The organism is Megalodesulfovibrio paquesii (assembly GCF_054653055.1).
Genome location: NZ_BAAIGQ010000005.1, coordinates 1,192,309 through 1,206,840 on the forward strand (window position 1 = coordinate 1,192,309; position 14,532 = coordinate 1,206,840).

A 14,532-nucleotide genomic window follows, 5' to 3' on the forward strand; every position below is an offset into this window, starting at 1 on the left:
CACCTCATCCGGTGACTGCTGAGTGTGATCCCCCACAATACGGGCATCCCCCTCCCCAGAGATCTGCCCCAGATTCAGCAACCTAGCCGGATGCCTCGCCGAACACAAGTAGGGAGGACGTGGGAAAACGTAAAAATTCAGATCGATTTGGAAGGTATTACTGCTTCGATAAAAACAGCCGGACGCCATCCTCCACCATCTGGATGGCCAATAATATGAGGATAAGCCCCATCAGGCGTTCCACTGCCCGGAGACCGCGCGCGCCCAGCTTGCGGGAGAGCCAGGGGGCGAGCAGCAAAATGGCCGTGGTCGGGAGCCAGGCCACGGTAAAGGCCAGGGCCGTGAGCACCGGGCCGGAATCCAGGGTGGCGTACAGCATGACGGCAGCCAGCAGCGAAGGACCAGCCAGCATGGGCACGGCGATGGGCACGATGAAGGGTTCTTCGGCCGTCAGGGCCTCCGGTTCTTCTGGCTCCTCGCTTTCCTTGCGCTCGTCCGGAAAGACCATGCGCATGGAGATGACAAACAGCACCACCCCGCCGGCCAGACGCAGGGTGGAAGGGCCAAGGCCCAGGAATTTCAGGAGCCAATCTCCAAAAAAGCAGAACAGGATGGAAATGGCCAGGGCGAAGCAGAGTTCCCGGAAGATGATGCGCTGCTGCCGTCTGGGCGGGAAGCGGCGCAGCATGCTCATGCAGACCGGCACATTACCCAGGCCGTCCATGATGAGAAACAAGGGCACCGCCAGCTCGAACAGACCGCGCAATTCCATCTTCGCCTCGACTTTAATGCAGGGGAGCATGCAAAAGGGCGCACAGCGGCATGCCGCCTGCGCCCTCAGGATTTCTCAAAAACGTGCCGCCTATTCCGCGGTGCTGCGCCGGCCGATGCAGAAGTAGGCAAAGCCTTCCTCAGCCACCAGACTGGGGGAGTACAGGTTGCGGCCATCAAAGAGCACCGGGGCGGAGAGCATTTTTTTGATGCGCCGGAAGTCCGGGGTGCGGAACTGGTTCCATTCCGTCACCACGGCCAGGGCGTTGGCTCCTTCCAGGGCGGCGTATTGCTCGTCCACCACTTCCAGTCCGGCTTCGGTCCACTGCTTTTTGACGTTTTCGCCAGCCACGGGGTCGAAGGCGCGGATGCGCATACCGCGATCCACCAGGTATTTGGCGATCTTGAGCGCAGCGGCCTCACGGATGTCGTCGGTGTTGGCCTTGAAAGCCAGGCCCCAGAGGGCCAGGGTCTTGCCAGCCACGCCGCCCTGGGCCTCAAAGTACTGCTCCACCTTCTGGGCCAGGACGAGCTTTTGGCGGTCGTTCACGTCATCCACAGAGGCCAGGAGCTGGGGCTCATAGGCATTCTCGCGGGCGGTGTTGATCAACGCCTTGACGTCCTTGGGAAAGCAGGAACCGCCGTAGCCCACGCCAGGGTAGATGAAGGAGTAGCCGATGCGGCTGTCAGAGCCGATGCCCATGCGCACGTCGCGCACATCCGCCCCCACCTTTTCGCAGATGTTGGCCACTTCGTTGATAAAGCTGATCTTGGTGGCCAGCATGCAGTTGGCAGCGTACTTGGTCATTTCCGCGCTGCGCACCCCCATGACGATGCACTTTTCGCGGCTGCGGGCAAAGGGCGCGTACAGGGCCTTCATCAGCTCGGCAGTGCGGACATTGTCCGTGCCCAGGACCACGCGGTCCGGCTTCATGAAGTCGCTGACGGCGTCGCCCTCCTTGAGGAATTCCGGGTTGGAAACCACGTCGAATTCCAGTGAGGCGCCACGTTTGGTCAGTTCTTCCTGCACCAGTTCGCGAACCTTGTCCGCCGTGCCCACGGGCACTGTGGATTTGTCCACAATGATGGTGTAGTCTTCCATGTTCTGGCCAATGTCCCGGGCCACCTGATGCACGAAGGAAAGGTCGCAGGAACCGTCATCACGCGAGGGGGTGCCCACGGTGATGAAAGCGAAGAGCGCGTCCTTCAGGCCTTCCTTGATGTCCGTGGTGAAGGTCAGGCGTCCTTGCGCGGTGTTGCGCTTGACGAGTTCTTCCAGGCCCGGTTCGTAAATGTGGACGTGTCCGGCGCGCAGCATGTTCACCACATCGGGGTTCACATCCACGCAGCACACGGAGTTGCCAGTTTCGGCAAAGCAGGCTGCGGAGACGAGCCCCACATAGCCGGTGCCGACGATGCACAAATTCATAGCGTTTCCGCCTTATACAATGTGAGTAAGGAAAAATGAGGGGTATGACAGGTTGGAAAGGTTCTACTACAAACCTCCTCCCCACTCGTCAAGCGACGATTGGATGAAAAATTGTTCGTCAGCTTGACATCAGCCCCTGCCCCGCTCACAATTGATTGTCCTTATTGCACCATTACAGGAGCTGTCGCATGCCGACCCTGGCTGTGAACATTGATCATGTGGCCACCCTGCGCCAGCAGCGCCGCGGCCTGACCCCGGATCCCGTGCTGGCCGCGAAAATCGCCCTGGAAGCCGGCGCTGCCGGTATTATCGCCCATCTGCGCGAGGATCGCCGCCACATCCAGGATGCCGACGTCCGCGCCATCGCCGGGCTGGCTCCCTGCTTCAACTTCGAGATGGCCGCCACCGAGGAGATGCGCCGCATTGCCCTGGAAGTCCAGCCGCATCTGGTGTGCCTGGTGCCGGAAAAACGCGAGGAACTGACCACCGAGGGCGGTCTGGCCGTGGCCGGCCGCGTGCCCCATCTGCAGGACTATTGCGCGCCCTTTCTCCAGGCCGGCATCGGTGTCAGTCTGTTTATCGAGGCTTCGGCGGACCAGATCCGCGCCGCCAAAGACGTGGGCGCCCAATATATTGAGCTGCACACCGGCCACTATGCCGATGCACCCGACACCGCAACCAGGGACGCCGAACTGGCCCGCATCCTCGAAAGCATCGCCTTTGCCCGCTCCCTGGGGCTCATCGTCAATCTGGGCCATGGCCTGGATCTGGAGAACATGCGCCCCTTTGCCACCGTGCCGGGGGTGAACGAATACTCCATCGGCTTCTCCATCATCGGCCGGGCCGTGTTCATCGGCCTGGAAGCGGCGGTGCGCGAGATGCTGGATCTGCTCAAGACCTTTGTGGATTGAAGAAACCGCAGTCTGGTATTGATGGTGATGTCATGATCGTGGGCCTGGGCCTGGATATCTGCGAGCTGGACCGTGTCCGCACGGCCCTGGACCGCCACGGCGAACGTTTTCTGCGCAAGATCCTCACGCCGGGTGAATACGCCGGCCTGCCAAACGGCTGCGAGGCGGTGCGCGTGGCCTATGTGGCCGCCCGCTTTGCGGCCAAGGAGGCTGCGGCCAAGGCCCTGGGCACCGGCTTTCGGGACGGGCTGACCTTCCAGTGTCTGGAAGTCCGCTCCCTGCCCTCGGGCAAGCCGGAGCTGGCCCTCCTGGACCGTGGCCAGGAACTGGCTGACGCCCTGGGCGCCACCGGCGCGCACCTCTCCCTGACCCATGGACGGGACACGGCCTGCGCCGTGGTAGTGCTGGAACGATGACCGCCCTGCGCGCCCGCACCACCTCCCTGTGCACCCCGGCCGAGATGGCCCGCTGGGACCGGGAGGCCATGGCCTTTGGCCTTCCCGGCGAGCTGCTCATGGAAAACGCCTCCCGCGAGGCCCTTCACGTGCTCCTGGACGAAACCGGAGACCCCGCGGGCAAACACATCCTGCTGCTGGCCGGCCACGGCAACAACGGCGGCGATGCTTTCTGCATGGCCCGCCACCTGCACGACCTCGGCGCCCTGGTCCGCGTGTTCCACACCAAGCCGGCTCATGCCTATGCCGGGGAGACTGGCTTTCACATGCGGCTGGCCCTGCAGGCCGGCGTACCCATGCAGTTCCTGGACATGCCCCGTGAGGACGTGCTCCTGGACCCGGCCTTTGAGCCGGATATCCTGGTGGATGGCCTGCTGGGCACCGGTCTGGCTGGAGAAATGCGCCCGCCCTTCCCGCTGCTTGTCCAGGCCATCAATGCCCTGCGGCATCGGGCCTTCGTGTTTGCCATCGACATCCCTTCCGGCCTGGACGGCCTTGCCGGGCACCCGCGCCCTGACGCCGTGCGCGCCCACGCCACGGCCACCTTTGCCGCAGTCAAGACCGGCCTGGTCATGCCCGCCGCCCGGGAGTACACCGGCCGGCTGCACGTGCGGCACATCGGCATTCCCCGGCAGGTCAAGGAACGTTACCCCGCCGGGCAGCGGCTCCTTGGCCGGCGGACCCTGGGGCTCCTGGCCGCGCCCTCGCCTTCCCTGCACAAGGGCACGGCCGGGCACGTGTGCATTGTGGGCGGCGCCCCGGGCATGAGCGGCGCCCCGGCCCTGGCGGCCATGGGCGCCCTGCGCACCGGGGCCGGGCTGGTCACCATCGCCTGCCCCCGGGGGCTGGTCCAGGAACTCAAGTCCCAGCTGCCGGAAGCCATGTGCCTGGGCTTGGGTGTGGATTTGTTGTCCGGTATCAACGAAGGATGCCGCGGCGGCTGGGATGGGGAGTGCGTGGACGAGGTTGTGGACCATTTGCCGCGGTTCGATGCCCTGGTCATCGGCCCGGGACTGGGCCGGCACACCGAGACAGAAGCCTTTGTGGCCCGGCTGCATCAGCTTTCCGACCGTCCGCCCACGGTGTGGGATGCCGACGCCCTCTTCTGGATCGCCCGCAACCCGGACTGGCTCAACCTGCACACCCCCGGGGACGTGCTGACCCCGCACCCCGGAGAGTTGGCTCGGCTTTTGGACGGCTGCGGCCTGGAGATGCCAGAAGATCGTTTCCTCGCGGCGCGGGCCATGCGTTCCCGGCTGCCCGGCGTGCTGGTGGCCAAGAATGCCGGGACGGTGGTTGTCTCCGGCGATGAACCGGCGTATTACTGCGAAGTGGCCGCCCCGTGCCTGGCCACGGGCGGATCCGGCGACGTGCTGGCCGGCTGCCTGGGCAGCCTGCTGGGGCTGGGGCACCCCCCGCTGGAGGCAGCCTGCCTGGCCGTACAACTGCACGCCGAGGCCGGCCGGCTGCTGGAAACCTGCTACCCTTACCGAGGCAATTTCGCCCGGGAAATAGCGGATGCCATTCCCCGGGTTATGAAGGAGTGTTTGCCATGCTGACCGCCAAGGACATCATGTCCAAAAATCCCGTCACCGTGACCCCCTCCACGGATGTGGCCACCGCAGCCAGGATCATGCTGGAGAATCATTTCAATGGGTTGCCCGTGGTAGACGAAGCCGGCCTGCTCAAGGGCATCGTCACCCAGAGCGATTGCATCAGCCAGCAGGGCTCGCTCAAGCTGCCCTCGTATTTCACCATTCTGGACAGCTTCATTCCCCTGCCCTCCATGGAAGACATGGAGGAGGAAATGGCCAAGATGACCGCCGCCACCGTGGGCGGGCTGATGACCAAGGACGTGGTCAGCGTTTCGCCGGAAACAGGCATTGAGGAAGTGGCCAATCTGATGGTGGACCGCCGCTTCCACACCCTGCCTGTGCTGGAGGGTGGCCGGCTGGTGGGGGTGATTGGCAAGGAAGATCTGCTGCGGGTGATCGCCACTGGAGCAAAACCCGCGGGAGCGTGAGTTTTTTTCCGCCATCCCCGTCCGCACGCTGGACTTTTTTGACAATTCGTGTACTGAGCAGCCACGCGCCCTGGAGTGGCGCTCAAACACTGCGTATGAGCACATCTGAACAAGCAGTGCAGATCTTCTGCCAGGACGAAGCGGCCATGCTTGCCTGCGGGGCAGCCCTGGGCCGGGTGCTGGCAGGGAGCGAGGGCGGCTTGCCCCTTTCGCCCCCCTGGGCACTGCTGCTCTCCGGCGAGCTCGGCGCGGGCAAAACCACGCTTACACGGGGTCTCGTTTCCGGCTTGCCCGGCGGCGAGGCGGTGCGCGTGGCCTATGTGGCCGCCCGCTTTGCGGCCAAGGAGGCTGCGGCCAAGGCCCTGGGCACCGGCTTTCGGGACGGGCTGACCTTCCAGTGTCTGGAAGTCCGCTCCCTGCCCTCGGGCAAGCCGGAGCTGGCCCTCCTGGACCGTGGCCAGGAACTGGCTGACGCCCTGGGCGCCACCGGCGCGCACCTCTCCCTGACCCATGGACGGGACACGGCCTGCGCCGTGGTAGTGCTGGAACGATGACCGCCCTGCGCGCCCGCACCACCTCCCTGTGCACCCCGGCCGAGATGGCCCGCTGGGACCGGGAGGCCATGGCCTTTGGCCTTCCCGGCGAGCTGCTCATGGAAAACGCCTCCCGCGAGGCCCTTCACGTGCTCCTGGACGAAACCGGAGACCCCGCGGGCAAACACATCCTGCTGCTGGCCGGCCACGGCAACAACGGCGGCGATGCTTTCTGCATGGCCCGCCACCTGCACGACCTCGGCGCCCTGGTCCGCGTGTTCCACACCAAGCCGGCTCATGCCTATGCCGGGGAGACTGGCTTTCACATGCGGCTGGCCCTGCAGGCCGGCGTACCCATGCAGTTCCTGGACATGCCCCGTGAGGACGTGCTCCTGGACCCGGCCTTTGAGCCGGATATCCTGGTGGATGGCCTGCTGGGCACCGGTCTGGCTGGAGAAATGCGCCCGCCCTTCCCGCTGCTTGTCCAGGCCATCAATGCCCTGCGGCATCGGGCCTTCGTGTTTGCCATCGACATCCCTTCCGGCCTGGACGGCCTTGCCGGGCACCCGCGCCCTGACGCCGTGCGCGCCCACGCCACGGCCACCTTTGCCGCAGTCAAGACCGGCCTGGTCATGCCCGCCGCCCGGGAGTACACCGGCCGGCTGCACGTGCGGCACATCGGCATTCCCCGGCAGGTCAAGGAACGTTACCCCGCCGGGCAGCGGCTCCTTGGCCGGCGGACCCTGGGGCTCCTGGCCGCGCCCTCGCCTTCCCTGCACAAGGGCACGGCCGGGCACGTGTGCATTGTGGGCGGCGCCCCGGGCATGAGCGGCGCCCCGGCCCTGGCGGCCATGGGCGCCCTGCGCACCGGGGCCGGGCTGGTCACCATCGCCTGCCCCCGGGGGCTGGTCCAGGAACTCAAGTCCCAGCTGCCGGAAGCCATGTGCCTGGGCTTGGGTGTGGATTTGTTGTCCGGTATCAACGAAGGATGCCGCGGCGGCTGGGATGGGGAGTGCGTGGACGAGGTTGTGGACCATTTGCCGCGGTTCGATGCCCTGGTCATCGGCCCGGGACTGGGCCGGCACACCGAGACAGAAGCCTTTGTGGCCCGGCTGCATCAGCTTTCCGACCGTCCGCCCACGGTGTGGGATGCCGACGCCCTCTTCTGGATCGCCCGCAACCCGGACTGGCTCAACCTGCACACCCCCGGGGACGTGCTGACCCCGCACCCCGGAGAGTTGGCTCGGCTTTTGGACGGCTGCGGCCTGGAGATGCCAGAAGATCGTTTCCTCGCGGCGCGGGCCATGCGTTCCCGGCTGCCCGGCGTGCTGGTGGCCAAGAATGCCGGGACGGTGGTTGTCTCCGGCGATGAACCGGCGTATTACTGCGAAGTGGCCGCCCCGTGCCTGGCCACGGGCGGATCCGGCGACGTGCTGGCCGGCTGCCTGGGCAGCCTGCTGGGGCTGGGGCACCCCCCGCTGGAGGCAGCCTGCCTGGCCGTACAACTGCACGCCGAGGCCGGCCGGCTGCTGGAAACCTGCTACCCTTACCGAGGCAATTTCGCCCGGGAAATAGCGGATGCCATTCCCCGGGTTATGAAGGAGTGTTTGCCATGCTGACCGCCAAGGACATCATGTCCAAAAATCCCGTCACCGTGACCCCCTCCACGGATGTGGCCACCGCAGCCAGGATCATGCTGGAGAATCATTTCAATGGGTTGCCCGTGGTAGACGAAGCCGGCCTGCTCAAGGGCATCGTCACCCAGAGCGATTGCATCAGCCAGCAGGGCTCGCTCAAGCTGCCCTCGTATTTCACCATTCTGGACAGCTTCATTCCCCTGCCCTCCATGGAAGACATGGAGGAGGAAATGGCCAAGATGACCGCCGCCACCGTGGGCGGGCTGATGACCAAGGACGTGGTCAGCGTTTCGCCGGAAACAGGCATTGAGGAAGTGGCCAATCTGATGGTGGACCGCCGCTTCCACACCCTGCCTGTGCTGGAGGGTGGCCGGCTGGTGGGGGTGATTGGCAAGGAAGATCTGCTGCGGGTGATCGCCACTGGAGCAAAACCCGCGGGAGCGTGAGTTTTTTTCCGCCATCCCCGTCCGCACGCTGGACTTTTTTGACAATTCGTGTACTGAGCAGCCACGCGCCCTGGAGTGGCGCTCAAACACTGCGTATGAGCACATCTGAACAAGCAGTGCAGATCTTCTGCCAGGACGAAGCGGCCATGCTTGCCTGCGGGGCAGCCCTGGGCCGGGTGCTGGCAGGGAGCGAGGGCGGCTTGCCCCTTTCGCCCCCCTGGGCACTGCTGCTCTCCGGCGAGCTCGGCGCGGGCAAAACCACGCTTACACGGGGTCTCGTTTCCGGCTTGCCCGGCGGCGAGGCGGCGCAAGTGGCCAGCCCGAGCTTCACCCTCATGAACTGCTACCCCACCCGTCCCCCCGTGGCGCATGTGGACTGCTACCGCCTGGAGCCGGAAGCGGCCGCGGCCGTTATCCCGGATCTCCTGGAAGAGGCCGGGCCCGGAACCCTGGCGGTGGTGGAATGGATCGAACGGCTGCCGCGCGCCGCATGGCCGGAACCGGCGCTGCTCATTCGTTGGCTTGAGGTCGCCCGGGGCCGCCGCATGCAGCTGACGAGCCTTGCGGCCGAGTTGCCCCCGGGCCTTGCATCTGCCCTTGCCCCCTGGCGGACCGATGCCTGACAACAACCGACGTTAGACTCTTTTTTCAGGATCGCCCCATGTCCATTCTCGTGCAAAAATTTGGCGGCACTTCCGTGGCTGGGTTGGACCGCATGCGTCAGGTGCAGCAGAAGGTCCAGGCCGCCCTGGCGCAGGGTCACAAGGTGGTGGTGGTGCTCTCGGCCATGTCCGGGGAGACGAACCGCCTGCTGGATCTGGCCCGGCAATTCTCCTCCCGCCCCCCGGCCTGCGAGCAGGACGTGCTCCTCGCCACCGGGGAGCAGGTTTCCGTGGCGCTCTTTGCCATGCTGCTCAAGGACGCCGGCATCAAGGCCCGCTCGCTCCTCGGCTTTCAGATGACCATGCACACGGATTCCGACCATGGCTCCGCGCGCATCACCAACATTGACTGCGCCCGCCTGCGCGCACTGTTCAACGACTATGACGTGCTCGTGGCTGCCGGTTTTCAGGGGCTGGACCCCAACGGCCGCATTACCACCCTGGGCCGTGGCGGCTCGGACACCTCGGCTGTTGCCCTGGCTGCCGCCCTGAATGCGGATGGCTGCGAGATCTATACGGATGTGGAAGGCGTGTTTACCACGGATCCCAACATCTGCGACAAAGCCCGCAAGATGAACCGCATCGCCTATGACGAAATGCTGGAAATGGCCAGCATGGGTGCCAAGGTGCTGCAGATCCGTTCCGTCGAATTCGCCAAAAAATACAATGTGCCGGTGCATGTGCGCTCCACTTTCTCCGATGCGCCGGGCACCTGGGTGACCAAGGAGGTCCCGGAAATGGAAGCTGTGCTCGTTGCAGGCATCGCCTATGACAGGAATCAGGCTCGTTGCACCCTGCGCGACGTGCAGGACCGCCCCGGCGTGGCTGCCGCCATCTTCGGCCCCCTGGCCGAGGCCGGCGTGCTGGTGGACATGATTGTCCAGAACACCAGCGAAGACGGCCGCACGGACATGACCTTCACCATCTCCCGCGGCGACCTGGAGCGCACCCAGGAGCTCATCGCCGAGCTGAACCAGGACCTCCAGGCCCGCGAAGTCACCTTCAATACCCAGGTGAGCAAGGTCTCCGTCATCGGTGTGGGCATGCGCAACCACTCCGGCGTGGCCTCCAAGATGTTCAAGTCCCTGGCGGCGGAGAACATCAACATTCACCTGATTTCCACCTCCGAGATCAAGATTACCTGCCTCATCGATGACAAATACACTGAACTTGCCGTGCGTACCCTGCACGACGCCTTTGGACTGGAGAAAAACGGGACCGTGTGTTCATGAGACGTATTGAACTGTATGATACCACCCTGCGTGACGGCACCCAGGCCGAAGACATCCAGCTGAATACCGAGGACAAACTCAAAATTGCCCTCAAGCTGGATGAACTCGGCCTGGATTACATCGAAGGCGGCTGGCCGGCCTCCAATGAAGTGGACCAGGCCTTCTTCAAGGAAATCCAGCGCTATCAGCTCAGGCACGCGCGAATTTCCGCCTTCGGCTCCACGCACCATCCGGCCACCGCGCCGGAGAAGGATGCCCAGCTCCAGGCCCTGATCGACGCCCGCGTCCACACGGCGACCATCTTCGGCAAAACCTGGGATCTCCATGTTTCCGAAGCCTTGCGCGTCCCGTTGGAACGCAATCTGGAGCTCATTGCCGGCTCCGTGGCCCACCTGCGCCAGCACCTGCCCGAAGTGCTCTTTGACGCCGAGCACTTCTTTGACGGCGTCAAGGCCAATCCCGACTACGCCATTGCCTGCCTCAAGGCTGCCTGCGAGGCCGGCGCCCGCGTGCTGGTGCTCTGCGACACCAATGGCGGCACCATGCCGCATGAAATCGGCGCGCTGGTGGACCGGGTCCGTCAGGCCCTGCCCGAGGCCACCCTCGGCATCCATTGCCACAATGACTGCGAACTGGCCGTGGCCAACAGTCTGGAGGCCGTGCGCCATGGCGCCAGCCACGTGCAGGGCACCATCAACGGCTATGGCGAGCGCTGCGGCAACGCCAACCTCTGCTCCATCGTGCCGTCCCTGCTTCTCAAGCATGAGGGCGGGTTCGACTGTCTGGTCCCCGGTGGCCTGGAGCGGCTGACCCACCTGGCCAGCTATGTGGCCGAGGTGGTCAATGTGCCCCTCTTCACCCGCACGCCCTTTGTGGGCAAGTCTGCCTTTGCGCACAAGGGCGGGGTACACGTCTCGGCCGTGAACCGCATGTCCCGGCTCTACGAGCACATCGACCCCGAACAGGTGGGCAACCGTCAGCGCATCCTGCTCACGGAACTGGCCGGCCGCAGCAATATCGTCAATCTGGCCCGCCGCTATGGCTTCCACCTGGACAAGGACGAGCCAGTGGTCAAGGGCCTGCTTAACGAGCTCAAGGCCAAGTCCGCCCTGGGCTACGACTTTGCCGCGGCCGAGGCCTCGGTGGAGTTGCTGCTGCTCAAGAAGCTGGCCCGGCGCGGAGTGCGGGACTTCTTCACCCTCATCAAGTTCCATGTGCTGGACCACAAGGACGGTGCGGACCAGAATCCCGTGAGCACGGCCATGGTCATGCTGGAAGTGGAAGGCGTGCGCGAGCACACCGCCTCCGATGGCGAAGGCCCGGTGAACGCCCTGGACCGTGCCCTGCGCAAGGCCCTGAAGCCCTTCTACCCGCGTCTGGACGAAATGCGGCTGATCGACTTCAAGGTCCGCGTGCTTTCCGGCGGGGATTTGGGGGTGGAGGGCGACAAGCCCAATGCCGGCTCGGCCTGCGGGGTCCGGGTGCTCATCGAATCCGCAGACGCGCATTCCCGCTGGGTGACCGTGGGTGTGTCCGACGACATCATCGAGGCCAGCTGGCAGGCCCTGATGGATTCGGTGACCTACAAACTCTACAAGGACGAATTCCAGCGCCGCAGCAGTGGAGACTGATCGTCCTGCCCGCACACAGCACGTCAGCCGCTCCAATAGCCGCGGGGGTTTTTCAGGAAATCCTCGCGGTTTTTATGTTCGCCACTGGTATCTCACGGAAAATATTTATCATATTTTTCCGCGCTTCTGCAACACCGCAGCAATAATGTCGATGACGGTTTCCCAGGCCATGGGCTTGGAGATGTAGTCGTCCATGCCGGCTTCGAGGAATCGTTCGCGGTCGCCGCGTTGGCTGTGGGCGGTCATGGCAATGATGGGCACGTCAGGGTCCAGGATACCGTTGTCGCGGGAACGGATGCGGCGGGTGGTCTCCACGCCGTCCAGTTCGGGCATGCGAACGTCCATGAGCACGAGGTCGAAGGCCTCGCTGGAAAGCAGGGCCATGGCCTCGCGGCCGTTGGAGGCGGTGGTCACCGTGTGGCCTTCGCGCCGGAGGATGAGCTGGGCAAAGGCCTGATTGACCAGGTTATCTTCGGCCAGAAGTATCCGCAGGGGGGGCAGGCGAAGCGGCGGAGCCGCGGGGGCGTCCTGCGTGGGGGCCGGCTCCTGCACGCAGTCGGCTGGTGGCAGGTTGAGCCAGACGGAAAAGGTGAACGCGCTGCCTTGCCCCGGGGCGCTGCGGACCCAGATATCCCCACCCATCATTTTCACCAGATGCCTGGAAATGGCCAGCCCCAGCCCGGCGCCTTCGAAGCAGCGGCTCAGGGAGCCATCCACCTGATAAAAGCTCTCGAACAGCCGCGGCAACTGCGCTTCCGGAATGCCTACTCCGGTATCCGTCACCGTGCACACCAGCTGCGCCCGGCCACGACGCTCCGAAGAACAGGCCCAGCGATTGCGGCGCACGCCCCGGATGCGGACATTGATGCTGCCCATCCTGGTGAACTTGATGGCATTGTTGATGATGTTGCAAAAGACCTGACGCAGGCGGGCGGAGTCGCCATGCAGCTCGGGGGGCAGGTCGGGGTCAAGGTCCATGGTGAAGGAGAGGCCCTTGTCGCGGGCTTCCTTGACCAGGGGCGCCATGGTTTCGCGGACCAGGGCAGTCACATCGAAGGGGTGTTCTTCCAGCACCAGAGAGCCGGACTCCACCTTGGAAATGTCCAGCAAGTCATTCAGAACATTCAGCATGGAGATGGCGGACTGCCGGACCATATGCAGCAGGGGCGCCACCTCGGCCTGGCCTGCAGTTGAGAGAGGAGCCAGCGGAGAGGCGACAGGGCGCGGATCGTGCAGCGCGCGAATGGCCGCATCGGTCATGCCCAGAATGCCATGCAGGGGGGTGCGCAGTTCGTGGCTGAGTCTGGCCAGATATTCTGCGGCCTCTGGGGGCAGCCGTTGCGTCAATTCCGGTTGTGCAGTGCCGCTGGTAGTCTGGCCGGCCGGCGCTTCATTGTCCGCACTGCCGTCATGCACTGCAGTGGAACGGGAATCTTGCTGATTGCTGGACGAATAGCCAAGGCGCTGTAACTCTCCCATGCGTGTGGGCGTCTCCTGGGGATAATACCATGAGGGCAGGCAACGCCTCACCCGTAAGGGAACTCCAGAGGAGCGTCAACCACAAGGGAGGGGGGAACCCTTAGAAACCACTGGAGGCGCCATGGCTCGTGTGCATGGAGGGAGAGGATGCCTCATGCGGGAGGATTTTATCCCTGCCATCGTGTTTGGCACGGTACAGGGCGCGATCGGCAGCGTCCACGAGGTGCGCCGCAATGGCATCCTGCCAGTCCGGCAGCAGTGTGGCCACGCCGCCGCTTACCGTGATGCGCATGTTGCGTTCCAGCACTTGGCCTTGGGGGTCGCGAATGACAAAGGCGCATTTGCGCACGGCGGTGCGCAGGGTGTCTGCGTGAGCCAGGGCGGCAGGCAGTGCCGTGTTCTGAAAGAGCACGGCGAATTCCTCGCCTCCATAGCGGAAGGCATGGCAGGGGCCGTCCAGCATGTGCCCGGCCTGGTCCACGTAGCTTTGCAGGATGCGGCCCACCATGGTCAGGGCCTGGTCGCCGATGCGATGGCCGTGGGCGTCATTGAACTGCTTGAAGTGGTCGATATCCAGGAAAAGCAGGCACCCAGGCTCGCCCTGCTCCATCCAGCGCCGGATCATCAGGTCGAGCTGTTCGTCGAAGGCCCGGCGGTTGCCGATGCCGGTCAGGGCATCGGTATAGCTCATGGTGCGCAGCTGGCTGGCATCTTCTTCCATGGCATGCACCACGGTTTTGAAGGAATGCCTGATGCGGGCGACCATTTCCAGGGGATCCTCGCCGCTTTCCAGGGCGGCCACGGTATCCCGCCCCAGCATGGCCACGTCGTTGCTGCGTTTTCCCAGCAGACTGCCAAACTCCTCCACCAGGGCCACGGTTTCGGCCAGGGCGGATTTGAGGCGGGAGTTGCACGGTTCCCCGAGGATTTCCTGCTTGCATTTGATGATGCGCTGGAACTCGGCGTCAGAAAAGTTCCTGCGTTTGAGGGCACTGACCACCAGATTCTGGATGGCGTTCTTTTGCGAGTCCGTCAGGGTGTGATACTCCCCCAGGCTGCGCATGTACAAAATGAGGGTGCGCCATTTTGGATCGGTGGGAACACCAGCCTTGTCCAGCGTCAGGCATAAGCGGTCTGTGCAGGAAAAGTCACAGTGTGTGCGGTGGAATGCTTCAGTGGCCATGGTAGTGCACCAGTATACGCTAGGGGGATTCTCCCGGGAATCTTAACAAAGCAGCACGCATCTGCGTTGCATCGATAGTATATATTTTACACCATCAACAACAGAAAGACCAGCAAAGAGTGAAGGCGGCCGAAGCCGCC

Annotated in this window: 14 protein-coding genes; 10 read left to right on the forward strand and 4 right to left on the reverse strand. The window is 64.2% G+C overall.

Annotated elements, in window-relative coordinates:
• Positions 1–157 precede the first annotated feature (157 nt).
• Together ACYQ00_RS11960 and ACYQ00_RS11965 are read right to left on the reverse strand one after the other, a co-directional pair.
• On the reverse strand, positions 158–772 hold the full coding sequence (locus tag ACYQ00_RS11960; protein ID WP_460032335.1) for a MarC family protein: 615 nt from the start codon (positions 770–772) through the stop codon (positions 158–160).
• A 90-nt stretch (positions 773–862) separates the two neighbouring features.
• Positions 863–2,200, reverse strand: coding sequence for a UDP-glucose dehydrogenase family protein (locus ACYQ00_RS11965; RefSeq protein ID WP_460032336.1), 1,338 nt, complete (start codon positions 2,198–2,200; stop codon positions 863–865).
• A gap of 188 nt (positions 2,201–2,388) precedes the next feature.
• On the opposite strand from ACYQ00_RS11965, the gene ACYQ00_RS11970 reads away from it, so the two are divergent.
• From ACYQ00_RS11970 to cimA, 10 genes are all read left to right on the forward strand, one after another.
• Positions 2,389–3,111 (forward strand): pyridoxine 5'-phosphate synthase, encoded by a 723-nt coding sequence (locus tag ACYQ00_RS11970; RefSeq protein ID WP_460032337.1) that lies wholly within the window; start codon positions 2,389–2,391, stop codon positions 3,109–3,111.
• Positions 3,112–3,143: 32 nt separating this feature from the next.
• Positions 3,144–3,527, forward strand: coding sequence for a holo-[acyl-carrier-protein] synthase (locus tag ACYQ00_RS11975; RefSeq protein ID WP_460032338.1), 384 nt, complete (start codon positions 3,144–3,146; stop codon positions 3,525–3,527).
• A complete protein-coding gene (locus tag ACYQ00_RS11980) occupies positions 3,524–5,125 on the forward strand; it encodes an NAD(P)H-hydrate dehydratase (protein ID WP_460032339.1) in 1,602 nt (533 codons plus the stop codon). Before ACYQ00_RS11975 ends, ACYQ00_RS11980 begins: the two co-directional genes overlap by 4 nt.
• Positions 5,119–5,589 carry a CBS domain-containing protein gene (locus ACYQ00_RS11985; protein ID WP_460032340.1) on the forward strand — a complete coding sequence of 157 codons (471 nt, stop codon included), beginning with the start codon at positions 5,119–5,121 and terminating at the stop codon, positions 5,587–5,589. The genes ACYQ00_RS11980 and ACYQ00_RS11985 overlap by 7 nt, the downstream gene beginning before the upstream one ends.
• Positions 5,590–5,684: 95 nt before the next feature.
• A complete protein-coding gene (gene acpS, locus ACYQ00_RS11990) occupies positions 5,685–6,143 on the forward strand; it encodes a holo-ACP synthase (RefSeq protein ID WP_460032341.1) in 459 nt (152 codons plus the stop codon).
• On the forward strand, positions 6,140–7,741 hold the full coding sequence (locus ACYQ00_RS11995) for an NAD(P)H-hydrate dehydratase (RefSeq protein ID WP_460032339.1): 1,602 nt from the start codon (positions 6,140–6,142) through the stop codon (positions 7,739–7,741). The genes acpS and ACYQ00_RS11995 overlap by 4 nt, the downstream gene beginning before the upstream one ends.
• A complete protein-coding gene (locus ACYQ00_RS12000) occupies positions 7,735–8,205 on the forward strand; it encodes a CBS domain-containing protein (protein WP_460032340.1) in 471 nt (156 codons plus the stop codon). Before ACYQ00_RS11995 ends, ACYQ00_RS12000 begins: the two co-directional genes overlap by 7 nt.
• Positions 8,206–8,300: 95 nt before the next feature.
• Positions 8,301–8,828 carry a tRNA (adenosine(37)-N6)-threonylcarbamoyltransferase complex ATPase subunit type 1 TsaE gene (gene tsaE / locus ACYQ00_RS12005; protein WP_460032342.1) on the forward strand — a complete coding sequence of 176 codons (528 nt, stop codon included), beginning with the start codon at positions 8,301–8,303 and terminating at the stop codon, positions 8,826–8,828.
• Positions 8,829–8,866: 38 nt separating this feature from the next.
• Positions 8,867–10,099, forward strand: a complete 1,233-nt coding sequence (locus tag ACYQ00_RS12010) for an aspartate kinase (RefSeq protein WP_460032343.1) — start codon at positions 8,867–8,869, stop codon at positions 10,097–10,099.
• The gene (gene cimA, locus ACYQ00_RS12015; RefSeq protein WP_460032344.1) at positions 10,096–11,730 is read left to right on the forward strand and encodes a citramalate synthase; all 1,635 of its coding nucleotides are present in this window, start codon (positions 10,096–10,098) and stop codon (positions 11,728–11,730) included. The genes ACYQ00_RS12010 and cimA overlap by 4 nt, the downstream gene beginning before the upstream one ends.
• Before the next feature lie 108 nt (positions 11,731–11,838).
• Here cimA and ACYQ00_RS12020 read toward each other — a convergent pair whose 3' ends face one another.
• Positions 11,839–13,209, reverse strand: coding sequence for an ATP-binding protein (locus tag ACYQ00_RS12020; protein WP_460032345.1), 1,371 nt, complete (start codon positions 13,207–13,209; stop codon positions 11,839–11,841).
• 100 nt (positions 13,210–13,309) lie between these two features.
• A complete protein-coding gene (locus ACYQ00_RS12025) occupies positions 13,310–14,392 on the reverse strand; it encodes a GGDEF domain-containing protein (protein WP_460032346.1) in 1,083 nt (360 codons plus the stop codon).
• Positions 14,393–14,532: the final 140 nt, after the last annotated feature.